This window comes from Comamonas aquatica NBRC 14918, assembly GCF_000739875.1.
Taxonomy (GTDB): Bacteria; Pseudomonadota; Gammaproteobacteria; order Burkholderiales; family Burkholderiaceae_C; genus Comamonas; species Comamonas aquatica.
Map to the genome: position 1 here is coordinate 37,346 of NZ_BBJR01000034.1, position 26,397 is coordinate 63,742.

Annotated in this window: 25 protein-coding genes; 20 read left to right on the forward strand and 5 right to left on the reverse strand. The window is 62.2% G+C overall.

What is annotated here, in order from left to right; all coding sequences use genetic code 11:
• Positions 1-50: 50 nt before the first annotated feature.
• Both CA2_RS17475 and CA2_RS05555 read right to left on the reverse strand, forming a co-directional pair.
• On the reverse strand, positions 51-2,903 hold the full coding sequence (locus tag CA2_RS17475; RefSeq protein ID WP_081888881.1) for an O-linked N-acetylglucosamine transferase family protein: 2,853 nt from the start codon (positions 2,901-2,903) through the stop codon (positions 51-53).
• Between the two features lies 1 nt (position 2,904).
• Positions 2,905-3,636 (reverse strand): LbetaH domain-containing protein, encoded by a 732-nt coding sequence (locus CA2_RS05555; RefSeq protein WP_042413579.1) that lies wholly within the window; start codon positions 3,634-3,636, stop codon positions 2,905-2,907.
• Between the two features lie 379 nt (positions 3,637-4,015).
• Here CA2_RS05555 and motA point away from each other — a divergent pair, with 379 nt between their 5' ends.
• The 9 genes from motA to CA2_RS05600 all read left to right on the forward strand — a co-directional run bounded on the left by motA (position 4,016) and on the right by CA2_RS05600 (position 13,657).
• Positions 4,016-4,873 carry a flagellar motor stator protein MotA gene (motA, locus tag CA2_RS05560; protein ID WP_042413827.1) on the forward strand — a complete coding sequence of 286 codons (858 nt, stop codon included), beginning with the start codon at positions 4,016-4,018 and terminating at the stop codon, positions 4,871-4,873.
• Between the two features lie 3 nt (positions 4,874-4,876).
• A complete protein-coding gene (motB, locus tag CA2_RS05565; protein ID WP_042413582.1) occupies positions 4,877-5,857 on the forward strand; it encodes a flagellar motor protein MotB in 981 nt (326 codons plus the stop codon).
• Positions 5,858-5,933: 76 nt separating this feature from the next.
• The gene (gene cheY, locus CA2_RS05570) at positions 5,934-6,323 is read left to right on the forward strand and encodes a chemotaxis response regulator CheY (protein ID WP_042413586.1); all 390 of its coding nucleotides are present in this window, start codon (positions 5,934-5,936) and stop codon (positions 6,321-6,323) included.
• A 4-nt stretch (positions 6,324-6,327) separates the two neighbouring features.
• A complete protein-coding gene (locus CA2_RS05575; RefSeq protein WP_042413588.1) occupies positions 6,328-7,104 on the forward strand; it encodes a protein phosphatase CheZ in 777 nt (258 codons plus the stop codon).
• A 237-nt stretch (positions 7,105-7,341) separates the two neighbouring features.
• Entirely contained in the window at positions 7,342-8,493 is a 1,152-nt protein-coding gene (gene flhB, locus CA2_RS05580; protein ID WP_042413590.1) for a flagellar biosynthesis protein FlhB, read from the forward strand.
• Between the two features lie 21 nt (positions 8,494-8,514).
• Positions 8,515-10,641, forward strand: coding sequence for a flagellar biosynthesis protein FlhA (gene flhA, locus CA2_RS05585; protein WP_042413593.1), 2,127 nt, complete (start codon positions 8,515-8,517; stop codon positions 10,639-10,641).
• Positions 10,638-12,161: a flagellar biosynthesis GTPase FlhF gene (gene flhF / locus CA2_RS05590; protein WP_042413596.1), complete on the forward strand. Its 1,524-nt coding sequence runs from the start codon at positions 10,638-10,640 to the stop codon at positions 12,159-12,161. The genes flhA and flhF overlap by 4 nt, the downstream gene beginning before the upstream one ends.
• The gene (locus CA2_RS17150; RefSeq protein WP_052369844.1) at positions 12,154-12,936 is read left to right on the forward strand and encodes a hypothetical protein; all 783 of its coding nucleotides are present in this window, start codon (positions 12,154-12,156) and stop codon (positions 12,934-12,936) included. Before flhF ends, CA2_RS17150 begins: the two co-directional genes overlap by 8 nt.
• A gap of 4 nt (positions 12,937-12,940) precedes the next feature.
• Complete coding sequence (locus CA2_RS05600; RefSeq protein ID WP_042413599.1) at positions 12,941-13,657, forward strand: RNA polymerase sigma factor FliA; 717 nt, start codon at positions 12,941-12,943, stop codon at positions 13,655-13,657.
• A gap of 180 nt (positions 13,658-13,837) precedes the next feature.
• Here the strand turns inward: CA2_RS05600 and CA2_RS05605 are convergent, their stop codons facing one another.
• The 3 genes from CA2_RS05605 to flgA form a co-directional block, all read right to left on the reverse strand.
• A complete protein-coding gene (locus tag CA2_RS05605) occupies positions 13,838-14,203 on the reverse strand; it encodes a hypothetical protein (RefSeq protein ID WP_042413602.1) in 366 nt (121 codons plus the stop codon).
• Between the two features lie 113 nt (positions 14,204-14,316).
• Positions 14,317-14,643, reverse strand: a complete 327-nt coding sequence (gene flgM / locus CA2_RS05610; RefSeq protein ID WP_042413606.1) for a flagellar biosynthesis anti-sigma factor FlgM — start codon at positions 14,641-14,643, stop codon at positions 14,317-14,319.
• A 92-nt stretch (positions 14,644-14,735) separates the two neighbouring features.
• Positions 14,736-15,476, reverse strand: coding sequence for a flagellar basal body P-ring formation chaperone FlgA (gene flgA, locus CA2_RS05615; protein ID WP_042413830.1), 741 nt, complete (start codon positions 15,474-15,476; stop codon positions 14,736-14,738).
• 171 nt (positions 15,477-15,647) lie between these two features.
• Here flgA and flgB point away from each other — a divergent pair, with 171 nt between their 5' ends.
• The 11 genes from flgB (at position 15,648) to flgL (ending at position 26,302) form a co-directional block, all read left to right on the forward strand.
• Positions 15,648-16,073 (forward strand): flagellar basal body rod protein FlgB, encoded by a 426-nt coding sequence (gene flgB, locus CA2_RS05620; protein ID WP_042413609.1) that lies wholly within the window; start codon positions 15,648-15,650, stop codon positions 16,071-16,073.
• 29 nt (positions 16,074-16,102) lie between these two features.
• A complete protein-coding gene (flgC, locus tag CA2_RS05625) occupies positions 16,103-16,507 on the forward strand; it encodes a flagellar basal body rod protein FlgC (RefSeq protein ID WP_042413612.1) in 405 nt (134 codons plus the stop codon).
• A 21-nt stretch (positions 16,508-16,528) separates the two neighbouring features.
• Positions 16,529-17,197 (forward strand): flagellar hook assembly protein FlgD, encoded by a 669-nt coding sequence (locus CA2_RS05630; protein WP_042413615.1) that lies wholly within the window; start codon positions 16,529-16,531, stop codon positions 17,195-17,197.
• 17 nt (positions 17,198-17,214) lie between these two features.
• Positions 17,215-18,504 (forward strand): flagellar hook protein FlgE, encoded by a 1,290-nt coding sequence (gene flgE, locus CA2_RS05635; protein WP_042413617.1) that lies wholly within the window; start codon positions 17,215-17,217, stop codon positions 18,502-18,504.
• Positions 18,505-18,536: 32 nt separating this feature from the next.
• Positions 18,537-19,274, forward strand: coding sequence for a flagellar basal-body rod protein FlgF (gene flgF, locus CA2_RS05640; RefSeq protein WP_042413620.1), 738 nt, complete (start codon positions 18,537-18,539; stop codon positions 19,272-19,274).
• A gap of 34 nt (positions 19,275-19,308) precedes the next feature.
• On the forward strand, positions 19,309-20,091 hold the full coding sequence (gene flgG, locus CA2_RS05645) for a flagellar basal-body rod protein FlgG (protein WP_042413623.1): 783 nt from the start codon (positions 19,309-19,311) through the stop codon (positions 20,089-20,091).
• Between the two features lie 119 nt (positions 20,092-20,210).
• A complete protein-coding gene (locus CA2_RS05650) occupies positions 20,211-20,954 on the forward strand; it encodes a flagellar basal body L-ring protein FlgH (protein ID WP_081888882.1) in 744 nt (247 codons plus the stop codon).
• A gap of 21 nt (positions 20,955-20,975) precedes the next feature.
• Positions 20,976-22,121, forward strand: a complete 1,146-nt coding sequence (locus tag CA2_RS05655; RefSeq protein ID WP_042413629.1) for a flagellar basal body P-ring protein FlgI — start codon at positions 20,976-20,978, stop codon at positions 22,119-22,121.
• Positions 22,118-23,074, forward strand: coding sequence for a flagellar assembly peptidoglycan hydrolase FlgJ (flgJ, locus tag CA2_RS05660; protein WP_042413632.1), 957 nt, complete (start codon positions 22,118-22,120; stop codon positions 23,072-23,074). The genes CA2_RS05655 and flgJ overlap by 4 nt, the downstream gene beginning before the upstream one ends.
• A 21-nt stretch (positions 23,075-23,095) precedes the next feature.
• Positions 23,096-25,072, forward strand: coding sequence for a flagellar hook-associated protein FlgK (gene flgK, locus CA2_RS05665; RefSeq protein ID WP_042413635.1), 1,977 nt, complete (start codon positions 23,096-23,098; stop codon positions 25,070-25,072).
• Between the two features lie 24 nt (positions 25,073-25,096).
• Positions 25,097-26,302: a flagellar hook-associated protein FlgL gene (flgL, locus tag CA2_RS05670; RefSeq protein WP_042413641.1), complete on the forward strand. Its 1,206-nt coding sequence runs from the start codon at positions 25,097-25,099 to the stop codon at positions 26,300-26,302.
• The last annotated feature ends 95 nt before the right edge of the window (positions 26,303-26,397 follow it).

Consider the following 26,397-nt stretch of genomic DNA (forward strand, 5'->3'; position numbering starts at 1 on the left):
ACTTCAAAGCATCTCCATAAAGATAATTATATTTTATTTAAAAAATATATCTAAATAAATTTAAAAAACTCTTCCCAATCGGGAAAATCTTTATTAAAACCTATACTTTCATCATCTATTTTTATATTCCCTGGTTTGCTACCAGAGCACCACATTGACCAAACCGTTAAAAATGATTTAGTAAAACCATCAACTATCTGAGATATTTTTTCATTATTACTTTTAATTAAATATTTTCCCAAATTCTTTCTAATCATATTTAAAAATATTTTATTTTTAGCCATAAAAACAGCCTTCTGAATAAAGTCTTCAAAATCTCTTGCCACTAAGTATTTTTCAAGCCCTACTTGATGAGCCACTAAAGCACCTTGATAGCTTGGATAAGTTTTTCCGGCCAAAGTCAATGTCGGAACTCCCATCCACAATGCATGGAGTGTGGTGGTTCCACCAGTATATGGAAAAGTATCCAAACATAAATCAACCTGATTATGCAACTTGAGATACTCTGAAAAACCAGAACGCGGGTAAAAATACAATCGATCTTCAGAAATACTCTCTTCCTGGAACCAAGCCAATAGCTCTTCAGGAGCTCCATTAGCTGGCATTGCCGCCATTTGTAAACGGGAGTCAGGAACAGCCCGTAATACTGCTGACCACAAAGCAATCACCTCCCTATTGATTTTATTAAGCCGGTTAAAAGAGCCAAATGTAATAAAACCATTTTCTATACAGGGAGCAGCACCAACAGGTTGTATCGTATTTTTTCCATCAAAAGAAAATGCACGTGGCAGTCTGATAATTTTCTCAGTGAACTGGGGACTGATATTTTCCCCCGGCAATAAACTCTCTTCCGTCACAAGATAGTCCATTGCTTTCAACCCCGTCGTTCCAGGATATCCAAGCCACGTCATTTGCACTGGAGCAGGATGGCGTGCAAAAACCTTCAGTCGATCTCCAGCAGTATGGCCACTCATATCTACCAAGATATCAATTTGGTCTTCTCGAATTTTTTCAGCCAGTTTATCGTCTGACCATTGCACGACCGTCCGCCAAACATCCATATTTTTTTGGATAGCGAGCATTGATTCATCCACTGCACCGTGGTTGGAATAGGCATAGGTAATAAATTCTGGTCGCTTATGCAATTCTTCAAAGAATGGAATGACGAATTTAGCTACCGCGTGATTCCTTAAGTCAGCAGAAACAAAGCCTATTTTTAGAGGCCGATCGGTGGTACGGCTATTGGTGTAGGTGGTGTATTCCTTTCCTTTCACCTCTTCTTCAATCAATTTTCCGTAAGCACGGTGCTCTCGGTACAGCTCTTCGGGGGTGATTTTGATGCTATGACTCAGGGCAAACAGCATGCTGCTGCGTGCATGGGAGAAGTTAGGCGCAACTTCCAATGCCTTGCGAAAGCATGCAATGGCATCATCAGCGCGGCTAAGGGAGAGGTTCACAATCCCTAAATTGGTATGCAAGTGCGGAATATTGGGCAAGACTTTAATACTGGCCTTAATTTCCTCCATAGCTGCCAAGGGATCTTCGGTGGCATTCAATGCAGCGCTAAGGGTAATATGGGCCGCAGCGTAATCTGGCTGGGCTTTGATTGCTCGGCGCAGCCACTCCAATGCTTCATCTTCTTTTTTCTGCTGCACCAGGTTACGGCCAATTTCATACAGGCTTTCCGGGCTTTCATTGTCGATTTCTGCACAGCGCAGCAAACCGGCTTCGGCTTCAGCAAATCGACCATGCACTTCCAGTAAATGACACAGGTTGCGCAGCGCCTGGGTGTAGCCAGGATGAATTTTTAAAGCTTGCCTAAAAGCATTTTCCGCAGCCCCTAATCGCTCTTGGTTGCGCAAGGTAACCCCATAGGCATCCAATAACTCTGCAGAATTTGGGCTTGCATCCACAGCGGCTTTAAAACAGACCAGTGCGCCATCTTGGTCACCTTGCAAGCGCAAAGTGGCGCCAAATTTTTCAAGGAAAATTGGATTGTTCGGCTCTTGCTGCAAGGCTCGGGCATAACTTTGCACAGCCTCTTCCAGCGCGCCTTGCGCCTGAAAAACTTGGCCCATCTTTGCATGCGCCGCAGCGTAGTCAGGCTGCATGCGCAGAATCCTCTGTAGAACCGCCGCTGCCTCATGCTGCTGCCCAGCACCCAGCAAGGCGTCTGCCCACAGCATCTGGGCGGATGCATCGGCAGGCAACAGGGATGCAGCCTGCCGATACGCTTCCAGAGCCTTTTGCCAATGCCCGGCACGTTTTTCCGACTCCGCCAGCAATCGCCAAACCGATGCCGATGTCGGGAATCGCACCAGCAAAGTCGAGGCATTCTTTATGGCACGCTCATATTTTTTCTGATTGAAGAGGCTCAGCAATTGCTGCAAATCGGCGATGCTTGGCTCGTCACCCACTGAAGCTACCGCCTGAACAGGCTGCGGCTCTGGCAGTGGAGCGGCCTTTTTCAAAGCGACAGCCACGAGATCGTTCACAGTGGTTCGGGCCAGGCGTATATCTCGCTCAAACGAGGCAATTTGCAAATCGTTGAGCCCATAACCACTGGCCAAACTCAAAACATGTTCGGCCACTTCCAAAGCATCAGCCTTGATCAGCGCATCGATATAACTAAACCAAAACTGCAGACGCGTTGGGTTGATATTGAGTGCGGCCTCAAAGTAGGGCAAGGCGGTCGAAGGCTCCAAGAGTTGCACCGAAAATAGCACCCCGATATTGTGCAAAGCGCTGGCATCTTCGGGATTTCCCCTTAGCAATTCCTCGTATTTTTTGCGTGCATCTTCAAACCGCCACTGCTGCTGCAAATAGATGGCACATTCCATGCCATCTTCCGGCAAGGATTCAAGAGTCTGGGCTACATTCACAGCCTTATTATTGATTTTCATTTTACCCTCTGCTCTTTTTAAGCATTTGCTTTTTACTCTCTATCAAACCCTGCAGCACATCTATCGCAGCACCTTCTGCCATCCGAGCGAGGTTCAAGAGAAATTTATCATTCTCTACTCGCAACCAGTTCAGGGGCATATTCCACCACTCCAGTTGCAAAAGGAGTTCACGGATTTTTTCCGAAAATCTAAATCTTACTAACCGCGCTGGTGAGCCAACGTAAACACCATATGGTTCCGATTTAAAGTTAGGCGGAAGCAAACTTCGGGCCCCGATCACGCAACCATTCTCCACAACGCTGCCACCGAGGAACATCGCTTCGTCACCAATCCAGACATCATTCTTGATCACTGTGTCCTGGTATTGCGGTACAGGCGTATTTTTCAAACCGTCAGCCAAAAAAGAAAGCATGGCGATGGAGATAGATTCCATATCATGCTGACCATTCAAAATAAACTTGAGCCGCAAACCACCTGCAACATATCTTCCTATTTTGAGTGACTGCGTGGCCGTGTCATACTTCACCACAGATCCGACACCAACACCGGAACATCTTCCAATATAAAAATCACCAAAACCCGCATCCAACAAATCATTATCCAACCAGTCCCTGAAGAACCCATGAGGAATGGTTGACATAGAACCATCTTCATATCTCAGGATATTAAAATTTTTTGACAATGGTGATTTTTTGTCTAGGCCACAAAAATTTTCTTCTGTCTGAATATTCATTGATCTGTCAGTTGAGATATGTGATTGCCATCAGTCGCTGCATGTTCTTCACTCAAACCTGCTCTTTGCGCAGACAGAGGTGCACTGCATACAAACACCTGCACGGATGTCTTGGCACGCCCGCCAGAAACGGCCACCGTCAGAAAAAAAACACGGACATCTGGGCGCCGGCGGACAAGGGCGGGCCGTGGCCTGCCTGCTGAACAAGCCGCCAGGACAAAGCATTCAAGGAACAGGCGAACTTGCCGATAACTGGCAGGTAGCCCACCTTGTGCATCCGAGCTTACCGAGCCATCCCCCACCCAAAACAAAGAAGAGACGCTGGCTTTCACACCAGTTCCTTCCTTTGATCGACATTCAGTCTGACAAAATCACCGCCATGCTTGTACTTATTGGTTACATCATCGCCTTCGGCTGTATCTTCGGCGTGTATGCCCTGCATGGCGGCAACATGAGTGTGCTTGCCAAAGCCCTGCCGTTCGAAATGGCCACCATCGGCGGCTCCGCCCTGGGCGCGTTCATCGTGACCAACCCGCCCAAGGTGCTCAAGGCGACGGCATCGGCGCTGGGCAGCTGCATCAAAAGCGCCAAGCACAACAAAGGCCGCTTCATGAACCTGTTAGCCTTGCTGTACGACCTGCTGCAAAAGGCCCGCAAGGAAGGCTTGATGGCCATCGAAATGGATGTGGAAGAGCCCCAAAATTCGGAAATTTTTCAGAAGTACCCCGAACTGCTGGCAGACCAGCATCTGGTGGAGTTCATCACCGACTACCTGCGCATGATGGTGTCGGGCAACCTGAACTCGCACGAAATCGAATCCCTGATGGAAAACGAAATGGATGCCCACCACCAGGAGGAGCACCGTGTGGTCACGGCGCTGCAGCGCCTGGCCGGTGCCCTGCCGGCTTTCGGTATCGTGGCAGCGGTGCTGGGGGTGGTGAACACCATGGGCTCCGTCGGGCAACCGCCTTCGGTGCTGGGCGGCATGATCGCTTCGGCGCTGGTGGGTACGTTCCTGGGCATTTTGCTGGCGTATGCTCTGGTGGAACCCCTGGCCGGGCTGATCGAGCAGCGCAACCAGGACGCCGCCAAAGAATACGAGTGCATCAAGTGCACGCTGATCGCAAGCATGCAGGGCTACAACCCGCCCACGGCGATTGAGTTTGGCCGCAAGGTGCTGTACTCGACCGAGCGGCCTGGCTTCCTGGAGCTGGAAGAGCACGTCAAGAGGAAGTAATCCATGCCGCCACCCAACCAGCCCGGCGGCGCAGCCGCGGGCGCAGCGAATGACAAGAAGCTGCAGCCCATCATCATCAAGCGCGTCAAGAAGGGTGAACATGGTCACCACGGCGGCGCCTGGAAGATTGCCTATGCCGACTTCATGACGGCGATGATGGCCTTCTTCCTGCTGATGTGGCTGCTGGGCTCGACCTCCAAGGGTGACCTGCAGGGGATTGCCGCGTACTTCAACTCGCCCCTCAAGGTGGCGATGGCCGGGGGCGACGGCTCGGGCAACAGCTCCAGCGTCATCCCCGGGGGCGGCAACGACCTGACCAAGGTGTATGGCCAGGTCAAGCGCTCGGAAGCTGAGAGCGAAAGCCAGCGCCGCCAGGTGGACACCAAGCGCCAGCGCGCGCAGCAGGACGCCCAGCGCATCCAGGCCTTGCGCGCCAAGATTGACGCCATGATTTCCAGCAATGCCACGCTGAACGAATACCGCTCGCAGATCCGCATGGACGTGACACCCGATGGCCTGCAGATCCAGATCGTAGACGACCAGAACCGCCCGATGTTCGACATCGGCAGCGCCATGGTCAAGCCCTACATGCGCGACATCCTGCGCGAGGTTGGCTCAGCCCTGGGCGGGGTGGAAAACCGCATCAGCCTGGCGGGCCACACCGACGCTGCGCCGTATGGCATGGGCGAACGCGGCTACAGCAATTGGGAGCTGTCGACCGACCGGGCCAACGCCTCGCGCCGCGAACTGGTGGCAGCCGGCATGCCCAACGACAAACTGGCACGCGTGGTGGGGCTGGCAGCCAGCGACCTGCTGCACCCGGACGACCCACGCGCGCCGCAAAACCGGCGCATCACGATCACCGTGCTGACGCATGAGGCAGAGGAACGCTTGCTGGGCAAGCAAACCCCGACTGTCCACCCAGACAGCAAATTGGAAACGGAAAAGCAGGACAATCCCCCACCTGCAGCCCAAACTCCGTGACAATTTGTGAAAACAGGACGAAGCCCGTGCTTGGCACAGGTTTCATTCAGAGCTTTTTTGACCGAAAGGGTCCCCCGTGGCCAACGACCTTCGCTTTTTGATTGTTGACGACTTCTCGACCATGCGCCGCATCGTGCGCAACCTGCTCAAGGAGAGCGGCTTCACCGAGGCCGATGAGGCCGAAGACGGCGTGGCGGCATTGCACAAGCTGCGCAACGGCAAGTTCGACTTCGTGGTGTCCGACATCAACATGCCGAACATGAATGGCTTCCAGTTGCTGACGGAAATCAAGTCCGACGACAAGCTCAAGCACCTGCCCGTGCTGATGGTGACCGCCGAAGCCCGCAAGGAAGACATCGTCGCCGCGGCCCAGGGTGGCGCGGCCGGTTACATCGTCAAACCCTTCACCAAGGCCACGCTGGAAGAGAAGGTGAACCTGATCCTGAAGAAGGTGGGCCTGGGGTAAAGCCATGGAACACACACCGCCCAACGCCGGCCCACCCGCAGGCTTCGACCATGGCGAGGTGCACAACAAGATCGGACTGCTGACACGCCAGCTGCACGACGCGTTGCGCGAGTTGGGCTATGCCGACCGCCTGCGCGGGACGGCCCAAGAGCTCCCGGATGCACAAAACCGCCTGTCCTACATTGCCCGCCTGACCGGCCAGGCGGCCGAGAAGGTGCTGACCCTGGTGGACGATGCCAAGGAGCGCCAGTCCAGCATCGTGGCGCGCACCAAGCAGATGCGCCAGTCCATGATTGCCGACCCGGTGGCGGCCGTGGCCAAGGGCCACATCATGAATTACCTGGAAGACATGGAAAAGGCCACGGAGATCGTGGACAACCAGTTGACCGACATCATGATGGCGCAGGACTTCCACGACCTGACGGGTCAGGTGATCGCCAAGGTCGTGACCCTGGCCGGCACGTTGGAGAACCAGCTGATTGAGCTGCTGCTGCAGACCGCCCCGCAACCGGCCGGCCACCAGCCACTGCTGGATGCGGGCGAGGTCAGCGCCGCTGCCGCCATGGCGACCGGTGCGGCCGTGGCCGCCGACCAGGCGGACGATCTGTGGGCGGCCGCCCTGGCCGAGGCCGCCCCCGAGGAAGCGGCGCACAACCCCAGCGCGGCAGCCGACCAGCCGGCGCACCCGGTCTTGCAAGGCCCCGTGGTGGACCCCAACGCCCAGGACGTGGTCACCTCACAGTCCCAGGTGGACGATTTGCTGGCCAGTTTGGGCTTTTAAAAAAGTGAGCTGCCAGCGCTTGCATTTCAAGCACTTTAGATAGTTTTACTTCTGAAGCGATTGAAAAATAAGCGCTGACAGCTCTTGTATTTAGAGCATTGCTCGGGCACCTAGCAGATTGCCCACCGCCCGCCACCGCTGCGGGCGTTGAAATAGCGCCACCTGTGGCGCGCTTTTCCCGCTTTAGCGTTCTGGCCGCTTGCGGACAATGGCATGACACCTTTCCCTCATGCCGCCATGGAATCGAGCCAAGATAAATCCCTACCAGCCACCGCCAGGAAGCTGCAGAAAACCCGCGAGGACGGACAGACGTCGCGCTCGCGGGATCTTGGCCATCTGGCCGTGCTGGGGGTGGGCTCGCTGGTCGTGATCGTGGGCGGCCCGACGCTGATGCACCACCTGCGCATCGCCCTGGGCCGGCAGATGTCGTTCAATGCCGAGACCGTGCTGTCGCCGCAACTGATGATGGAGCGCCTGGTGGACATGGCCTGGATCGGCATCCTGGGCTGCGTGATCTTTGCTCTGGTAATCAATGCGGCCTCGATCGCGGCGACGCTGATGTCTGGCGGCTGGATCTACAGCCTCAAGCCCATCATGCCGCAGTTCAACCGCATCAACCCGATCTCGGGCCTGGGCAACGTCTTCTCCAAGCAGCAGTTGATCACAGCGCTGAAGAACGTGCTGCTGATGCTCATCCTGGGCACGGTGGGCTGGTTTCACATCAAGTCCGGCATTCCGGACATGGCCTCCCTGCCATCCTTGGGCGGCGCAGCCGCACTGGCCCGCGTGGGCGACTGGATCGTGACCGGCCTGCTGCTGCTCCTGCTGGTGGTGTTTGCCGTGGCGCTGATCGATGTGCCGCTGCAGAAGTTCCTGTTCCTGCAGCGCCTGAAGATGAGCCACCAGGAAGTCAAGCAGGAGCACAAGGAGTCCGAGGGCAGCCCCGAGCTCAAGGGCAAGATCCGCCAGAAGCAGCGCGAGATCGCCCAGCGCGCCAGCGTCAATGCCGTGCCCAAGGCCGACTTCGTGGTGACCAACCCCACCCACTACGCGGTGGCCCTGCGCTACGACGAAAGCAATATGGCGGCACCCCAGGTCGTGGCCATGGGCGCCGACCTGGTGGCCCTGAAGATCCGCGAAGTGGCCAAGGCCCACGACATCCCCGTGCTGGAGTCCCCCATGCTGGCGCGTGCCCTGTACGCACACGCCGAAATCGACCAGTCCATCCCGTCCACGCTGTACACCGCCGTGGCCCAGGTGCTGGCCTATGTCTACCGCCTCAAGGCCGCGATGCGCGGCGAGGCCCCTGCCCCGGGCGAGCTGGTTCAGCCCCTGGTGCCCCCGGAACTGGATCCGCACACCCGACGTGCTGCGGCCGCACAGTCTTAAGCGTTAGAAAGCACTGCCACCATGAGCACCGCCTTGTTCAAAAACCTGCAAGCCTGGAACGCCAAGAACGGCATGGCCCTCCAGAGCCTGGGCGCCCCCCTGCTGGTGATTGCCATCCTGGCCCTGATGGTCCTGCCCATGCCGCCATGGCTGCTGGACACCTTCTTCACGCTGAACATCGCCACCGCGCTGATGGTGATGATGATCGCCGCCTACATGGTGCGCCCGCTGGACTTTGCGGTCTTCCCCTCGGTGCTGCTGCTGACGACGCTGATGCGCCTGTCGCTGAACGTGGCCTCGACCCGCGTGGTGCTGATGGAAGGCCACACCGGCCCTGGCGCCGCGGGCGCGGTGATCGAGGCCTTCGGCCACTTCCTGATCGGCGGCAACTTTGCCGTGGGTCTGATCGTGTTCGCCATCCTGGTGGTGATCAACTTCGTGGTGATCACCAAGGGTGCCGAGCGTATCGCCGAAGTCTCGGCCCGTTTCACCCTGGACGCCATGCCCGGCAAGCAGATGGCCGTGGACGCCGACCTGAACGCCGGCCTGATCGACGAAGCCGAAGCCAAGCGCCGCCGCGCCGAGGTGCAGGAAGAAGCCAACTTCTTCGGCTCCATGGATGGCGCCTCCAAGTTCGTGCGCGGCGATGCCATGGCCGGCATCCTGATTCTGATCATCACCATCATCGGTGGCTTCATCATCGGCATGGCCCAGCACGGCCTGAGCGCCGGCGACGCCGCCAACAGCTACATCCTGCTGGCCGTGGGTGACGCGCTGGTGGCCCAGATCCCCGCCCTGCTGATCTCCGTGGCCTCGGCCATGGTCATTTCGCGCGTCGGCAAGGACAACGACACCGGCAAGCAGATCGCCGACCAGATGCTGGCCTCGCCCCGCGCCCTGGCCATCACCGGCGCCATCCTGATCATGCTGGGCCTGATCCCCAACATGCCCCACACCGTGTTCCTGCTGATGGGCAGCCTGTTTGGTTACGGCGCCTGGATGGTGCACCGCAAGAAGCAGCAAAAGAGCCAGGCCGCCGCCAGCGGTGCCGCCGGAACCGACAACAGCGCCCCCAGCGGCGCACTGGCCGCCCCCGCCCAGGACAGCGAAGCCACCTGGGACGACCTGCAGCCCGTGGACCTGCTGGGCCTGGAGCTGGGCTACCGCCTGATCGCGCTGGTGGACAAGAAGCGCCAGGGCGACCTGCTGACCCGCATCAAGGGCGTGCGCCGCAAGTTTGCCCAGGAAGTCGGCTTCCTGCCGCCGGCCGTGCACGTGCGCGACAACCTGGAGCTCAAGCCCAGTGCCTACCGCATCACCCTGCGCGGCGTGATGGTGGGCGAAGGCGAGGCCTTCCCCGGCATGTACCTGGCCATCAACCCCGGTGGCATCAGCACCCCGCTGATCGGCACCCCCACCACCGACCCGGCCTTCGGCCTGCCCGCCCACTGGATCGACGAACGCCAGAAGGAAGCGGCACAAATGGCCGGTTTTACGGTCGTTGATTCGGAAACCGTGATGGCGACACATTTGTCACACTTGATGCAAATGCATGCTGCCAAGCTGTTGAGCCGTAACGAGGTGCAACAACTGGTGGAGCACGTGGCCAAGTCCGCGCCCAAGTTGATTGAAGAAGTTATTCCGAAGATGGTCACCGTCACAACGTTCCAGAAGGTCCTGCAGCTGCTGCTGGAGGACGCTGTGCACATCCGCGACATCCGCACCATCATTGAAACGTTGGCGGAGAACGCCGGCACGACCCAGGATGCCGCCGAACTGGCGCGCCGCGTGCGCATCGCCCTGTCGCCGGCCATCGTGCAACAAATCTACGGTCCCACCCGCGAACTCAACGTCATTGCGATCGAGCCCGGTCTGGAACGCTTGCTGGTGCAAGCCCTGTCCAACCCGCAAGCGCCTTCGCTGGACCCCGGTGTGGCCGACATGCTGACCCAACGCGCGGCCGAGGTCGCCAACAAGCAGGAAGAGCTGGGCATGCCCGCCTGCCTGCTGGTGCCCGACGCCATTCGCAACGCCATTGCACGCCTGGTGCGCCGTGTGGCCCCACGCCTGCAAGTGCTGGCGCACAGCGAAATCCCCGAGACCCACACCATCCGCATCGGCCCTATCCTTAAAGGTGCAAACGCATGAACATCCAACGCTTCTTAGCCCCCACGTCCCGCGAAGCCCTGGACAAGGCGCGAGCCGCTTTTGGTGACAGCACCCTGATCCTGTCGAACCGCCCCACGGCCCATGGCGTGGAAGTCATGGCGACTGCGGAAGATGCACTGGGCAACCTGGACAAGGGCCGCACCACCAGCCCCGGGCTGATGGCCGCCATCCAGGCGCGCGAGGCCGAAGAGACCCGCGCCCCCAAGCAAGCGCCCAAGTCTCCGCTGCGCGTGGAGCCCCAGCTGCAACAGGCCAAGCCCGTGATCAAGGCCAGCGCACGCCAGAGCGTGGCCGAGGACACCGAGCAACTGGCCATGAGCACCCTGTCCTTCCAGGACTATGTGCGCGAACGCATGCTGCGCCGCCGCAACGAAGAGATGAGCGACAGCGTCGCCACCGAGGCACTGCCCACCTTCGCCCGCAAGAACCGCCTGGATGCCGTGCGCGACAGCGCGCCACTGCCCACCGCGCCGTCGGTCATCAAGCACAACCCCCTGCGCGGTCTGGCGGTGGAGCTGCCCGCCGAACCGCGCAAGGCCAGCGCACCGGCCGCCGCCCCCGCACTGATGCACGAGCTGCAGTCCGTCAAGGAACTGATTGAAGAGCGCTTCAACACCCTGACCTGGATGAACCAGACGCGCGCCAATCCGCTGCAGAGCAACCTGATGCTCAAGCTGATCCGCGCCGGTTACTCGCCCGCCCTGTCGCGCGCCATGATGGAGCGCCTGCCCCAGGACCACGGCCCCGCCGAGGCCCTGAAGTGGCTGATGCAGGTGCTGGAGCGCAACCTGCGCACCGACAGTGCCGAAGCCCCCCTGTGGGACAAGGGCGGCGTGTTCGCCCTGGTCGGCTCCACCGGCGTGGGCAAGACCACCACGGCCGCCAAGCTGGCCGCCCTGTGCGCGGCCAAGCACGGCCCCCACAACGTGGGCCTGATCACGCTGGACACCTACCGTGTCGGCGGCCACGAGCAGCTGCGCGCCTACGGCCGCATGCTGGGCGTGGTGGCCCACCTGGCCCACGACAAGGCCGCCCTGCAGGACCTGCTGGGCCTGCTGGCCGGCAAGAAGATGGTCATCATCGACACCACCGGCGTGGCCCCGCGCGACCCGCGCAAGGACGACATCCTGGAAGTGCTGAACCTGCCCGGCGTGGAACGCCTGCTGGTGGCCAATGCCGGCGCCCACGGCGATACGCTGGACGAATCGCTGGCTGCCTTCAAGCGCGATGGCTGCAAGCAGACCATCCTGTCCAAGCTGGACGAGGCCGTGAAGCTGGCCCCCGCCCTGGACGCCCTGATCCGCCACCAGATGGTGCTGCGCGGCATCACCAACGGCCAGCGCGTGCCCGAAGATTTCGAGCGTGCGAATGCCGGCGAACTGGTCGCCACCTCCATGCGCGCCCACACCAAGTCGGCCTTCGATCCCTCGTCGCTGGACATGGACTTCTACTTCACGGAATCGTCCATCGGCAACGCCCAAGGGGCCTTGCATGCTTGAGAGCGTGTGGCACCAAGGTACCGGCCTGCGCTGGCAGGGCGTGCAGTCCTCGCTGCGCGTGCTGCCCGTGGTGCCCTCCGGTGACAGCGCCGACGCGGCCGCCCTGTGGATGGCCTGCGCCCAGCTGCAGCAACAGGGCTACCCCGTCGTGGTGCTGGATGGCACCGAACAGGAAACCCCCGCCCTGCCCGGGCTGCAGGATCTGCTGCAGCCACGCCTGGGCTATGCGCACACCGCCCTGCCGGCCGACACCGGCAATCCGCTGAGCGTCGCCACCCTGCCCGCAGCCCGCGGCATGGTGCAGCTGCAGCACAAGGCCTCGGTCACCGGCACACGCCCGCTGGAGCTGCTGTACCGCTATGTGCGCAACCACGCCCTGGTGGTGCTGCTGGCCCCCGCCCCCCTGCTGGTGGGCATGCTGCAAGGCTGCCGCCAGGCGCCGCTGCAACTGGTGCCAGCGCAGTCACGCAACGTGGTCAGCAGCTACCGCGCCCTCAAGCAGGTGGTTGCCGGCAGCGGCCTGATGCCGCGCCTGGTGGCCATGCGCCCCGCCGACTACGGACTGGACCCGGTGCTCAAATCGCTGTCGCAGTGTGCACTGCGCCATTTGCAGGCCGAGCCGCTGTGCGAACAATTCGATCCGCTGCAACCCCGGCACCTGCAACGCTGGGCCCTACAATGCCTGGAGCACGCCGAAACCGTGCAGCCGCCCCAAGAGATGGCGGCCCGCGAAGCGGCGTTTTCTTCTTCCTCGCCTGCTGTGTGGAGCCACTGAGTCGATGTACACCGCCCATGGTCAACTGGACCGCGATGCGCTGATTCGCCAGCATGCCCCGCTGGTGCGTCGCATCGCGCAACACATGATTGCCAAGCTCCCGCCCAACGTGGAGCTGGACGACCTGATCCAGGTCGGCATGATTGGCCTGGCCGATGCCCTGTCGCGCTACGAGGCCAGCCAGGGTGTGCAGTTCGAGACCTTTGCCGGCCAGCGCATCCGCGGCGCCATGCTCGACGAGCTGCGCGAGAACGACTGGATGAGCCGCAGCTCGCGCAAGGGGCAGAAAGACATCGAGAACGCCATCCACCGGCTGGAGCAGCAGCTGGGCCGTGCCCCCAAGGAATCGGAAATCGCCCAGTCCATGGAACTGGCGCTGGACGAGTACCAGTCCCTGCTGTCCAAGGTGCGTGGCACACAGTTGGTCTACCTGGAAGACATCACCCCCGGCGATGACGACAACGGCAGCTTCCTGGACCGCCATGTGGCCGATGCCGATGCCGACCCCTTCAGCCTGCTGCGCGACGACCGCATGCGCACCGCCTTGGTGCAGGCCATCGACAGCCTGCCCGAGCGCGAAAAGTACGTCATGGGCATGTACTACGAGCACGACATGAACCTCAAGGAAATCGCCGCCGTGCTGGAAGTCACCGAATCGCGCGTCTGCCAGTTGCACAGCCAGGCCATCGCGCGCCTGCGCACCAAGATGCGGGCCCACTGACGGCCCGGCACCGCCGGCCGCACCCCGTGCGGTATCGCAGCCATCCCCACCGACAAAAAAAGCGCCTCATGAGGCGCTTTAATTTTTTCAGGAGCGGTTATCACAGGTGATTTGGGCGTTTGCACGGCATTTGTACTGCAAACATCCGAAAGACGAGCGCCATGCGCTCTCTTTTTTAGATCAACCGCTGATGTGGTACATGCGCGCCACCGAGGCTGCGCTGCCGGGCTGCTTGGCGCCGCCATAGGTGTGGTGGACCGATTGCTCAGGGATCAGCGATGCCAGCTGCTGGCCGGTGATGGCCGACATCTTGGAGATGTGGCCGCGCATCTGCGTCAGGCGACCGGACATGGCCTGCATGCGCTGCACGTTCTCGGGCGTGAACTGCTCGGCGCCAAAGCGCTGGGCCAGGCCGGCGAAGGCCTGCATGCCATCGCGCAGCTGGCGGATGGCCTGTTCGGTGGATTCGGGCTGGTTTTCCACGATCAGGGCACTGACCAGGTCGATCATGCCGTCAATTTGTTCCAGGGCTTCGCTGAGTTGCATGGTGCGGGCGCGACAGGCGCGGGTTGAGCGGGTTCAGATGGAGCTGGGGCGTTGGTCAATCCGTTCAGCCGAAGGTCGGAAGGCTGAGCGGCGGCCAACGCCCCGGGAAGGCTTCAGGCGCGGGACAGACCCAGCAGCGCCGAGGCGTCCACCAGCATCTTGTCGGCGATCACGCTGGCATTCACCTTGAAAGTACCGTTGGCGATGGCTTCGCGGATGGCATGCACCTTGGCCATGTCCACATCCGACGAGGTCTTGCTGTTCTGGTCCAGGGAGCGTGCCGAATTCGACATGGTCACGGGCACCCCTGCCGCATTGCTGCGGGTTTGCTGCACCACCTCGCTGGCGGTGCCGTTTTGTTTTTGCTGGGCTTGTTGCGCAGCGTTCTGCTGCAGCTTGGCTGCTAGCATCTCGACGTTGGTGTTCTGTCCGACCTTCATGTTTTTCTCCAATGGCCCCGCTCCGGGCTCTGTAGTCTTGCTATCGGCGGCTTGAAAGATAACTTGAGCATTTTCTTTCAAATCCGTCTGTATCACTGTGCGACCACGACTTCCCCTTGCGGATTGACGGTTCCGGTGACGGTGCGCCCGTTGTCCATGCGCACCCGGATGTTCTGGCCGGCAGCGCCACCTTCCAGCGCCCGGCCGGTGCCGGTCACCATGAAGCCGCCGCCCTGGGCAATCACTTTGACGGTGGCACCCGGTTTCAGTATCTGCGCCGCCTTGACCATAGTCTGGCGCAGCGCCATCCCGGACGTCAGGTTGCGCGCCGCCGTCTGTCCCACCCAATCTTCGGGCATGGCGATGATGGCATGGGGCGACTCGGCCCAGTCCACTTCGGCCTGCATGGCGTGATCGTAAGTGAGCACTTCGCCCATGCTCACATTGTGGGTCAGCACCCAGGCAGGGCCGAAGGCCTGGATGGTGACCGGCAGGAACACATTCCAGGGCTTAGCGCCTTCCACGCAGCGCAGGCCGATACGGGTACGGCCCCACAGCTTGCTGCCGCTGGGCAGGTAGGGATCGACATTCTGACAGGGCGCCAGGTTCAGGCGCGGGTCCAGCCGGCCCACCTGCACTTCCATGCGCAACGGCATGGTCTGCATCTCGGCCGATTTGGACAGTGCCCCCTGCAGCCACTCGCTGCTGATCTGCCCCAGGTCCTGCGCCCCAGCCCCCAGCACCGCACCGCCCACGGCCACGCTGGCCAGCGTGCGCACCAGGGCGCGTGCAAGACGGAGAGGGGCGGCGGTCGAAAACAGGTCATGGGGCATGCCAGCCACTGTAGTCAGCCCTGCGACTTTTAAACCCCGAAAGTACCCACCCAAGCCTGCTTTCTTCGCGCTTTAGCAAATACGGCGGATTTCCATAATCGCTGCACGTGCCAAAGTCCGCCCGACTGGAGGCGCCCCGCATTCCGTTTTTCACACCGCACAAGGATTCGCATGCTCAACAAAATGACCGGACGTTTGGACTTCCACAGCGACGCTCTGCTGTTGCGTGCGGAGCGCCAGCGGGTGCTGGCCAGCAACATCGCCAACGCCGACACCCCCGGCTATGTGGCACGGGACTTCAACTTCGCCAAGACGCTGCAGGCCGCGCAGGGCGAGAACGGCTCGGTGCGCCAGGCGCTGCAGGCCGCCAGCACCACGCACAGCCAGCACATGCCCCTGCCCACCGAGAAGTTCGGCACCGACGGCAAGGGCCGCCTGGGCTATTCGCTGACTTCGCAGCCCAGCCTGGACAACAACACGGTCGACCTGGACCGTGAACGTGCCAATTTTGTGGACAACGCCGTGCGTTACGAAGCCACGCTGCGCTTTCTGAACGGCAGCGCCAAAACCATGCTCAGCGCCATCACCGGCCAGTAAGCGCACCGACCTACAAGGAAACCACCGCCATGTCCATGTTCTCCATCTTCAGCGTCTCGGGCAGTGCCATCAGCGCCCAGTCGCAGCGCCTGAACGTTGTGGCCTCCAACCTGGCCAACGTCGACGCCGTCGCCGGCCCCGATGGTCAGGCCTACAAGGCCCGCGAAGTGGTCTTCCAGACCGCGCCCATGGGTCCCGAAGGGGCGGCCGGCGTCAAGGTCAAGGACGTCACCGAAAACAACACCCCCGGTCGCCGCGTGCACAACCCCGAGCACCCGCTGGCCGACGCCCAGGGCTATGTGACCCACTCCAACGTCAATGCCGTGGACGAGATGGTCAACATGATTTCGGCTTCCCGCTCCTACCAGAACAACGTGGAAGTCATGAACACCGCCAAGTCGCTGCTGCTGAAGACGCTGCAGCTGGGCCAATAAGCACACAGAAAGTAGGCGCACATGATTTCCGGCGTTTCCTCCAACACCAGCACCTCCTCCGGCAGCGGCTCGGTCACCTCCGCAGCCGACATGCAGGACCAGTTCCTGACGCTGCTGGTGGCCCAGCTGCAGAACCAGGACCCTACCAGCCCAATGGACAACTCGCAGCTGACATCGCAGATGGCGCAGATTAGCACCGTCAGCGGCATCGAAAAGCTCAACAGCACCGTGGAAAGCGTGACCAGCCAGTTCGCCTCCATGCAGATGCTGCAGGGTGTGTCCATGATCGGCCACACCGTGCTGTCCGCCGGTAACCACCTGGGCCTGGCCGCCAAGGAAGCCGAAGACGGTACCAAGCACCTGACCGGCACGGCGGCCTTCGACCTGGATGCCTCGGCCTCCAACGTCACGGTCACCATCACCGATGCCAACGGCAAGCTCGTGGACACGATCGAGATGGGTTCGGCCAACGCGGGCCGCAACTACTTCACCTGGGACGGCAGCGACTACACCGGCGAAAGCATGGACCTGCGCTTCAAGGTCACTGCCACCAACGGCGAAGCCGCGGTCAAGTCCACCACGCTGTCACCCAACGCGGTGGTCGCCACCAGCATCAGCAACGGCTCGCTCATGCTGGAGCTGGCGAACGGTGAAAGCATCAACTACAACAGCGTCAAGGCTGTGTTCTAAATTCGCAGGAGTCAACCATGGGTTTCTATCACGGTCTGTCCGGCCTGAACGCTGCCAGCAAGAACCTGGACGTCATCGGCCACAACATCGCCAACAGCAACACGGTAGGCTTCAAGCACTCCCGCGCTGAATTCAATGAAATGGTGGCCAGCGCCATGGGTGCGTCCAGCAGCACCAACACCGGCATCGGTGTCAGCGTGGCCGCTGTGTCCCAGCAGTTCACGCAAGGCGTCACCACCCCATCCGCCAACGGCCTGGACATGGCCATCAACGGCGACGGCTTCTTCGTGGTGCAAACCGGCACCGGCACGGCCTACACCCGCAACGGTGCCTTCCAGCTGAACAAGGCCGGCGAACTGGTCACGGTCAATGGCGACAAGGTCCAGGGCTACACCGTCGACGCCACCACCGGCCTGCGCACCAGCGTGGCACTGAGCAACCTGGTGTTCCCTGCCGGCACCCCCATCCCCGCCAAGCAGACCAGCACCGTGACCGCCACGCTGAATCTGGATGCACGCGTGGACCAGAGTGCCGTGCCCGCCCCAGCACGTTCCACCTATGGCACGTCGCTGGAAGTGTTCGACGAACAAGGCATGGCCACCCCGCTGTCCATGTACTTCCAGAAGTCGGGCGCCAACACCTGGACTGTGTACGACAGCCTGAACCCCAATGACATGCCCATCGGCCAGATGGTGTTCAGCTCCACGGGCAAGCTGCAAACCGTGGCCGCCTTCAGCGGTGCGGCCGACCCCGGCGGCCTGACCCCCGGTGATGCCGGCTACGTGCCCCAGTTCGCAGCCCCCACCGGCACCACGCTGACCACCACCGTCGACACCACCAACCCCAACAACCCCACCCCCGGTCCCTGGCCGGTGGACATCGACCTGGGCAAGGTGACACAGATGGGCAGCGCCTTCTCCGTGGCCAAGCTGACCCAGGACGGCTATGCCACGGGTGAGTTGACGGCCGTGAACGTGGCCTCGGACGGCACGCTGATGGCCACTTACTCCAACGGTGTCACCCGCGCCGAAGCGCAGCTGGCCCTGGCCAAGTTCACCAACAGCCAGGGCCTGCAGCCCGATGGCAACAACAACTGGGTGGCCTCGAACGACTCCGGCCCACCGGTGTACGGCTCCGCCGGCAGCGGCAGCTTCGGCGTGATCCAGGGCAATGCCCTGGAGGAATCCACCGTGGACCTGACCGCCCAGCTGGTCGGCATGATGACCGCCCAGCGCGCCTACCAGGCCAACGCCCAGACCATCAAGACCCAGGACCAGATCTTCTCGACCCTGGTCAACCTGCGCTAAGCGCAGCCGACGCGCGCAATTAGGAGTTTGTAATGGACCGCATCATCTACACCACCATGACCGGCGCCAACGCGGCCGCGCAGCGGCAGGCGGTGCTGTCGAACAACTTGGCCAATGTCTCGACCACGGGTTTCCGTGCCGAGCTGAGCACCTTCCGCTCTGTGCCACTGCAAGGCCAGGGCTCCACCACGCGCGTGTTCGGTCTGGATGCCACCTCCGGCCACCTGGAGCAGGCCGGCCCCGCCATCCACACCGGCAAGAGCACCGACCTGATGGCGCGCGGCAATGCCTGGTTTGCCGTGCAGGGGCTGGATGGCCTGGAGGCCTACACCCGCAACGGTGCCCTCGAAGTCACGGCCGAAGGCCAGCTGGTCACGGCCACCGGCCTGCCCGTGCTGACCGATGGCGGCGCACCGATCGACATTCCGCAGAACGCCAGCATCAGCTTTGGCGGCGACGGCACGGTGGTGGCCACCCTGGCCGGCCAGGACCCGATCAATGTGGGCCGCCTGAAGATGGTGACCCCCAACCAGGAACAGACCTTGAAGCGTGGCGATGACGGCCTGTTCCGCTCGCCCCAGGGCGACCTGCCGGCCGATGCCAACGCCACCATGGTGGCAGGCTCGCTGGAAGGCTCGAACGTGAACGCCGTGGAAGCCATGGTCGGCATGATCGCCGCCTCGCGCCAGTTCGAGCAGCAGATGAAGCTGCTGACCACTGCCGAAACCAACGACAAGAGCGCCAGCCAGCTGCTGAGCCTGAACGGCTAAAGCCGGCCCCTGAATTACGGAAGGACACTTCGCCATGATGAATTCACTGTGGATTGCCAAGACCGGCATGTCTGCCCAGCAAACCCAGATGGATGTGGTTTCGCACAACCTGTCCAACGTCTCGACCACCGGCTACAAGCGCCAGAGCGCGGTGTTCGAAGACCTGATCTACCAGAACCTGCGCCAGGTCGGTGCCCAGGCCGACGAACAGAACGTGCTGCCCACCGGCATGCACCTGGGCCTGGGTGTGCGCACCGTGGCCACCACCCGCAACTTCACCCAGGGCACGCCCCTGGAAAGCGGCAAGGAACTGGATGTCGCCATCAGCGGCGACGGCTTCTTCCAGATCCAGATGCCCGATGGCACCACGGCCTACACCCGTGACGGCACCTTCAGCCGCAGCGCCACCGGCCAGCTGGTGACCGCGGGCGGTTACCCGCTGCTGGACGGCATCACCGTGCCCCAGGACGCCACCAAGCTGAGCATCAGCAAGAGCGGCGTGGTCAGCGTGACCGTGCCCGGCAACGCCCAGCCCCAGCAGATCGGCCAGCTCAACACCGCCTCCTTCATCAACCCGGCCGGCCTGGAGCCAATCGGTGAGAACCTGTACCGCGAAAGCGCCGCCTCCGGCGCTCCGCAGGCCGGCACCCCGGGCACCAACAACCTGGGCACGGTGATGCAGGGCTTCCTGGAATCGTCCAACGTGAACGTGGTGGAAGAGCTGGTCCAGATGATCCAGACCCAGCGCGCCTACGAGATGAACTCCAAGGCCATCTCCACCAGCGACCAGATGCTGGCCAAGCTCTCGCAGCTGTAATTCACACCTCTATTCAGAGCGCCTGGCGCTTGTTCAGCGAGGGTTTCAAAGCAAAAAGCATTGCAAACCCAGTCTGCACCAGCGCAAGCCGCTCCTGTTTTGCATTTCCCGGAGCGCTTATGTCCGCCGCCTCTCGCCCCTCCTCCCAAGTTTTCGCTTTGGCCCAGCGCACGCCCCGCATTGCGCTGTGGGGCGCGGCCAGCCTGGTCATCAGCGGTTGCGCCTTCAACGACCCGCCCCCGGTGGACCTGCAAAGCCAGACCCACCCGCTGCCTGCCACGGCGATTGCCGTGCCCCAGCAGCAGGCCCAGGCCACGGGCGGCCTGTTCCAGGCCAACCGCTACCGCCCACCATTTGAAAGCCGCCGCGCCCGCCTGGTCGGGGACATGGTCACCATCCAGATCGCCGAACGCGTGACGGCCAGTCAGCAATCGTCATCGACCGTGAACCGCGACAGCTCGATCTCCAGCAGCCTGACGGCGATTCCCTTCATCACCGGCGGGGCGCTGAACACCTTGAAAAAGGCCGGCACCATCGGTGCCGGCAGCAATGCCGATTTCGAAGGCGGCGGCGGCACGACCAGCGCCAACACCTTCACCGGCGCCATCACCGCGACCGTCGTCGAAGTGCTGCCCAACGGCCATCTGGTGGTCACCGGCGAAAAGCAGATCGGCGTGAACCAGAACGTCGATGTGCTGCGCTTCACCGGCACCGTCGACCCCTACCAGCTGCAGCCGAACAGCGTCATCAGCTCCACCCAGGTGGCCAATGTGCGCGTGGAATCGCGCGGCCGCGGCCAGCAAAATACAGCGCAGGCAATTGGCTGGTTGTCGCGCTTCTTTTTGAGCTTTATCCCTTTCTAAAGCTCTCCAGAATTGGGCAGTATGAAAGTACTGTCCACGCTCCCCACATTCCGCAGCGCACGCCTCGCCCTGGCGTTGCTGGCCCTCAGCGGCGGCATGCTGGCCGCTCCCGCCCACGCCTTGCGCATCAAGGAAGTGGCCTCGGTTCAGGGCGTGCGGTCCAACCAATTGACCGGCTATGGCCTGGTGGTCGGCCTCGATGGCACGGGGGACCAGACCACCCAGATGCCCTACACCACCCAGACGCTGTCCAACTACCTGCAGCAGATGGGCATCACGCTGCCAGCCACGGCCAACACCAACAACCTGCAGCTCAAGAACGTCGCGGCCGTGATCGTGACTGCCGAGCTGCCCGCCTTTGCCCAGCCCGGCCAGCAGATCGACATCAACGTCTCGTCCATGGGCAACGCCAAGTCGCTCAAGGGCGGCACGCTGATCACCACGCCGCTGCGCGGCGCCGATGGCGAGATCTACGCCCTGGCCCAGGGCAACCTGGTGGTCGGTGGCGCCGGGGCCTCGCAAGGCGGCTCCAAGGTCCAGATCAACCACCTGAGCGCCGGCCGTATCCCCCAGGGCGCGCAGGTCGAACGGGCCGTGCCCACGCCCATCAATGACGGCGACACCATCAAGCTGGGCCTCAACGACACCGATTTCCAGACCGCCAGCCAGGTGGTCAAGGCCATCAATGGCCGCCATGGCATGGGCACCGCCATGGCCCTGGACGGCCGCACCGTGGAAGTGCGCGCGCCCGTGAATCCCGGCGCCCGCGTCGGCTTCATCGCAGACATCCAGGAGCTGACCCTGCCGATCAACAAGCCGGCCGCCAAGGTGGTGATCAATGCCCGCACCGGCTCCATCGTGATGAACCAGGCCGTGACCCTGGGCCCCTGCGCGATTGCCCACGGCAACCTGGCCATCACCATCGATTCCACCCCCGTGATCAGCCAGCCCGGCGCCTTCTCGCAGGGCCAGACCGTGGTGACGGAGAAGACCAACATCAACGTCACGCAGGAGCCCGGCAAGGTCATCCGCGTGCCGTCCTCGCCGCAACTGACCGATGTGGTGCGCTCGCTGAACACCCTGGGCGCCACGCCCCAGGACCTGCTGGCCATCCTGCAGGCCATCAAGGCCGCCGGTGCCCTGAACGCCGAGCTGGAGGTGATATGAATTTGTCTCTGTCGGCCAACAATGCGCTGGCCACCGACATCAATTCGCTCAACAGCCTGAAGAGCCAGGCCAACGCGAACAACCCGCAAGCCGCCCGCGAAGCTGCCAAGCAGCTCGAGTCGCTGTTCATGCACGAGATGATCAAGAGCATGCGCCAGGCGACCATGAAAAGCGGCCTGCTGGACAACGACAGCTCCAAGCTGGCCGACTCGATGATGGACCAGCAGCTGTCCGTCTCCATGGCGGGCATGCCCGGCGGCCTGGCCGATGCCATCACGGCGCAGATCGCGCGCTCCATGGGCATCGATCCGTCCGAGGCCGGCGTCAATCCCGCAGCGGCCCTGGGCGGCACCGAACGCAATTTCAGCATCCCCTCCACCGTCAGCTTTGCCGGCCGCACCCCGCGCTATCCGGGGCTGTCGGGCAATTCGGGCGTGGGCAGCACGGCCTTTCTGGACGCCTATGCGCCATCGCCCAAGGGGCGTGACAACTTCGTCCAGGCCCACAGCAGCGCCGCCGAGCGCGTGGCCCGCGACAGTGGCATTCCCGCCAGCTACATGCTGGGCCAGGCCGGCCATGAAACCGGCTGGGGCAAGAGCGAGATCCGCGGCGACAACGGCAGCAACTCCTTCAACCTGTTCGGCATCAAGGCCACGGGCAACTGGAAGGGCAAGGTGGCCGAGATCACCACCACCGAATACGTCGACGGCATTCCCCGCAAGGTCAAGGCCAAGTTCCGCGCCTACGACTCGTACGAAGACTCCTTCCGCGACTACGCCCGCCTGATCACGGAGAACCCGCGCTATGCGCAGGCCGTGGAAAGCACGGGCAACGCCAAGGCCTACGCCACGGCCCTGCAGAACGCGGGCTATGCCACCGACCCTCTTTACGCCAGCAAGCTGTCCCGCGCGATTGAAAGTGCCCGCGCCGCGCAGCAGGGCACCCAAGGTTAAAGCTTTAGAAAGACCTCCACCATGAGCTTGATGAACGTCGGCGTTTCCGCCCTGGTTGCCAACCAGCACGCCCTGACCACCACCGGCCACAACATCGCCAACGCGAATTCGGCCGGCTACTCCCGCCAGACCGTGGCCACCAGCGCCCTGATCGGCCAGAACGTGGGCAACGGCTTTGTCGGCAAGGGCGTGCAAGTGGCCACCGTCATGCGCCACTACAACGAGCTACTGGGCAAGCAGTCGAACGCAGCGAATGCCGCCAGCGCCGCCGACGCCATCCGCTACCAGTCGCTGATGCAGATGCAGGACGTGTACTCGGGTGGCGACAGCAGCCTGGGCGCCGCCATCAACAGCGTGATGAATGCCTTCGCGGACGTGGAGGCCGCACCTTCCGACGGCACCGCCCGCAACGTGGTGCTGACCCGCATGAGCGAGCTAACGGCGCGTTTCCGCGCGGCCTCGGCCACGCTCAAGGAACAGGACTACAGCACCCAGCAGCAGCTGGGCAACAACGTCACCCTGGTGAACAACCTGGCAGGCCAGGTGGCCGCGCTGAACACCCAGATCAGCCGCGCCGTGGCCTCGGGCCACCAGCCCAACGACCTGCTGGACGCCCGCGAGCAGCTGATCCGCGAGATCAACCAGTACGTGCAGACCAGCCAGGTGGACGCCGACAACGGCGGCATCAACCTGTTCGTCGGCGGCAGCCAGCCGCTGGTGCTGGGCAGCAGCGCCGGCCAGTTGAGCGTGGCAGAAACCACCGAATACCCGGGCAGCGGCAAGCTGTCGCTGTACTTCAGCCAGCCCAATGGCGAGCAGGTCGAGCTGACCGCCAACATGGTGGGTGGCGGCGAGATCGCAGGCCTGCTGAAATTCAACAACGACGACCTGGTCGTCGGCCGCAACCTGCTGGGCCGCCTGGCACTGGTCATCGGCTCGGAGCTGAACCAGCAGAACAAGCTGGGCCTGACCCTGTCGGGCAACTACGGCACCGACCTGTTCAAGCTGACCACGCAGACCCAGGGCTGGAGCAACATCACCGGCTACGACGTCAGCAACCCGGCCACCAGCGCCACGGCCACCGTGACCGACACACGCAGCCTGGTCGCCTCGGACTACAAGATCCTGTTCGACGGCAGCAGCAACGCCCAGCTGATCCGCATCTCCGACGGCAAGACCACCAACCTGCCCATCGACCCGGTGAACGGTATCGATGCCCAGGTCGATGGCCTGCAGTTCTCCGTGCCCGCCACGGTCACCGCCAGCGCCACCCAGGGCCAGAGCATCCTGTTCCAGCCCTTCAGCGCGGCCGCCGACGAAATCCAGCCGCTGGTGCACAACGCCGGCGACCTGGCTGTGTCCAGCGCCGTGACCGCCAAGATCAACCAGGGCAACCAGGGCACGCTGCAGATGAGCAGCCTGCGCGCCACGGACCTGGCCGGCGTGCCGGCCCAGAACGCCCCGGTGCGCATCACCTTCGACGGCGCCGGCAACTACAGCTACCAGACCTACGACCCGGCCACCAGCAGCTGGAGTGCCGCCTCGGCCGCCGCGCCCTACACCTCGGGCCAGGCCATCCAGATCAACGGCTGGAACATCACGCTCACAGGCACACCTGGCGCCAACGGCACCGACACCGTGACCGTGGGCAATGCCAAAGACTTGGGCGACGGCTACAAGCTGAACGCCGGCAACGCCTCGGCCTTCCTGGCCTTGCGCGACACCACCATCTTCGACGGCGGCACCACGCTGAGCGACGGTTTCTCCTCGGCCATGGCCGTGATCGGCACGCGCACCCAAAGCGCCAAGTACGCGGCCGAGTTGTCCGAAACCGTGGCCAACAACCTCAACGCAGATCGCACAGCGGTATCGGGCGTGAACCTGGACGAGGAAGCCGCGCGCCTGCTGCAGTACCAGCAGGCCTACCAGGCCTCGGCCAAGATCATTCAAACCGCGCAATCCTTGTTCGACAGCGTGCTCAACGCGGTCGGCGGCTGATTCATCAAGGTTTAGGAGTTCTCCATGAGCATTACACGCCTGGGTACGGCCAACATGTATGACCGCACCATCAGCAACATCAGCAAGCAGCAAGCGGAACTGGCCAGCCAGATGGAACACACCACGGCCGGCAAGCGCGTGCTGCGCGCCAGTGACGACCCCGTGGCGGCCGCCCTGGCCGAACGCGCCCGCACCCGCCTGGACCGCATCGAGACCGACAAGCGCATGCTGGATGCGCAGACCGCCACCGTCGAGTACGCCGAAGGCACGCTGGGCGAAATCAACAGCGCCGTGCAGGAGCTGCGCACGCTGCTGGTGCAGGCCGGCAACGGCACCTACAACCAGACCCAGCGCGACACCCTGGTCGAGCAGCTGACCAGCCTGCGCGACCAGATCCTCAAGTACAGCAACCGCACGGACAGCAACGGCCTGCCCCTGTTCCGCGGTCTGGACACCCAGGCCAACACGCCGTTCCCCAATGGCGGCAACGGCATCCAGTCCGGCCAGCCCAACAGCAGCGAATACACCATCACCAACTCGCTGGATGGTGCCCTGGCCTTCTTCAGCGGCAAGACCGGCAACGGCGTGCTGGCCGTGGACGCCAACCCGGCCAACCAGGGCAAGGCCCACACCGACGCCGGCGTGATCAAGGACCCGGCCACCGCCACCGCGCTGACCGTGCAGGTGACCATCAGCTTCCACGACGACAACGGCGTGCTGTCGTACAGCCTGGATGGCGGCACCACGATGCTGCCCTACAAGGCGGGCGACGCCATCGATGTCGCCGGCATGGTGCTGACCATCAGCGGCGAACCGGCCGTGGGCGACAGCTTCACCGTCAAGCCCAGCGAAACCATTTCCGTCTTCGATGCCATCGACCACGCCATCTCCACGGTGCGCAACGGCGGCAACCCCGACGGCAGCACCAACTCCGGCGCCCTGGCCCATGGCATCGCCCAGTCGCTGGCCGAGCTGGACACCGCGCTGAACCGCATCTCCACCGTGCGCGGCGTCGCCGGGGACCTGCTGAACCAGGCCCAGCGCATGAACAACACGCTGGACGCCCGCGACGAGCAGGTGCAGGCCCAGCGCGTGGCCGCGGAAGACTACGACTCCGAAGGCATGGTGAAGGCGATTGCACAGCTCAAGACCCAGGAAACCGCGGTCTCGGCGGCGCTGCAGTCCTACGCCTCCATCCAGAAGCTGTCGTTGTTCGACTACATCCGCTGAACGCTGCCCCCACTAGCCTGGGTGCGTGGTCCCGCAACGGCGGGGCCACCCGGTCCCGGGCGGCTGGCAACGGCAGCCCTCCCTAGACCTCAACA

Bases quoted from the DNA above. Each gene is read 5' to 3' on its own strand.
- flgF (WP_042413620.1), top strand. From the start codon at position 18,537: ATGGACCGCATCATCTACACCACCATGACCGGCGCCAACGCGGCCGCG.
- CA2_RS05630 (WP_042413615.1), top strand. From the start codon at position 16,529: ATGATTTCCGGCGTTTCCTCCAACACCAGCACCTCCTCCGGCAGCGGC.
- flgK (WP_042413635.1), top strand. From the start codon at position 23,096: ATGAGCTTGATGAACGTCGGCGTTTCCGCCCTGGTTGCCAACCAGCAC.
- motB (WP_042413582.1), top strand. From the start codon at position 4,877: ATGCCGCCACCCAACCAGCCCGGCGGCGCAGCCGCGGGCGCAGCGAAT.
- flgE (WP_042413617.1), top strand. From the start codon at position 17,215: ATGGGTTTCTATCACGGTCTGTCCGGCCTGAACGCTGCCAGCAAGAAC.
- flgC (WP_042413612.1), top strand. From the start codon at position 16,103: ATGTCCATGTTCTCCATCTTCAGCGTCTCGGGCAGTGCCATCAGCGCC.
- flhB (WP_042413590.1), top strand. From the start codon at position 7,342: ATGGAATCGAGCCAAGATAAATCCCTACCAGCCACCGCCAGGAAGCTG.
- flgL (WP_042413641.1), top strand. From the start codon at position 25,097: ATGAGCATTACACGCCTGGGTACGGCCAACATGTATGACCGCACCATC.
- flhA (WP_042413593.1), top strand. From the start codon at position 8,515: ATGAGCACCGCCTTGTTCAAAAACCTGCAAGCCTGGAACGCCAAGAAC.
- flgJ (WP_042413632.1), top strand. From the start codon at position 22,118: ATGAATTTGTCTCTGTCGGCCAACAATGCGCTGGCCACCGACATCAAT.
- CA2_RS05555 (WP_042413579.1), bottom strand. From the start codon at position 3,636: ATGAATATTCAGACAGAAGAAAATTTTTGTGGCCTAGACAAAAAATCA.
- CA2_RS05605 (WP_042413602.1), bottom strand. From the start codon at position 14,203: ATGCAACTCAGCGAAGCCCTGGAACAAATTGACGGCATGATCGACCTG.
- CA2_RS17475 (WP_081888881.1), bottom strand. From the start codon at position 2,903: ATGAAAATCAATAATAAGGCTGTGAATGTAGCCCAGACTCTTGAATCC.
- CA2_RS05575 (WP_042413588.1), top strand. From the start codon at position 6,328: ATGGAACACACACCGCCCAACGCCGGCCCACCCGCAGGCTTCGACCAT.
- flgG (WP_042413623.1), top strand. From the start codon at position 19,309: ATGATGAATTCACTGTGGATTGCCAAGACCGGCATGTCTGCCCAGCAA.
- CA2_RS05600 (WP_042413599.1), top strand. From the start codon at position 12,941: ATGTACACCGCCCATGGTCAACTGGACCGCGATGCGCTGATTCGCCAG.
- motA (WP_042413827.1), top strand. From the start codon at position 4,016: ATGCTTGTACTTATTGGTTACATCATCGCCTTCGGCTGTATCTTCGGC.
- CA2_RS05650 (WP_081888882.1), top strand. From the start codon at position 20,211: ATGTCCGCCGCCTCTCGCCCCTCCTCCCAAGTTTTCGCTTTGGCCCAG.
- flgA (WP_042413830.1), bottom strand. From the start codon at position 15,476: ATGCCCCATGACCTGTTTTCGACCGCCGCCCCTCTCCGTCTTGCACGC.
- flhF (WP_042413596.1), top strand. From the start codon at position 10,638: ATGAACATCCAACGCTTCTTAGCCCCCACGTCCCGCGAAGCCCTGGAC.
- CA2_RS17150 (WP_052369844.1), top strand. From the start codon at position 12,154: ATGCTTGAGAGCGTGTGGCACCAAGGTACCGGCCTGCGCTGGCAGGGC.
- flgM (WP_042413606.1), bottom strand. From the start codon at position 14,643: ATGAAGGTCGGACAGAACACCAACGTCGAGATGCTAGCAGCCAAGCTG.
- flgB (WP_042413609.1), top strand. From the start codon at position 15,648: ATGCTCAACAAAATGACCGGACGTTTGGACTTCCACAGCGACGCTCTG.
- CA2_RS05655 (WP_042413629.1), top strand. From the start codon at position 20,976: ATGAAAGTACTGTCCACGCTCCCCACATTCCGCAGCGCACGCCTCGCC.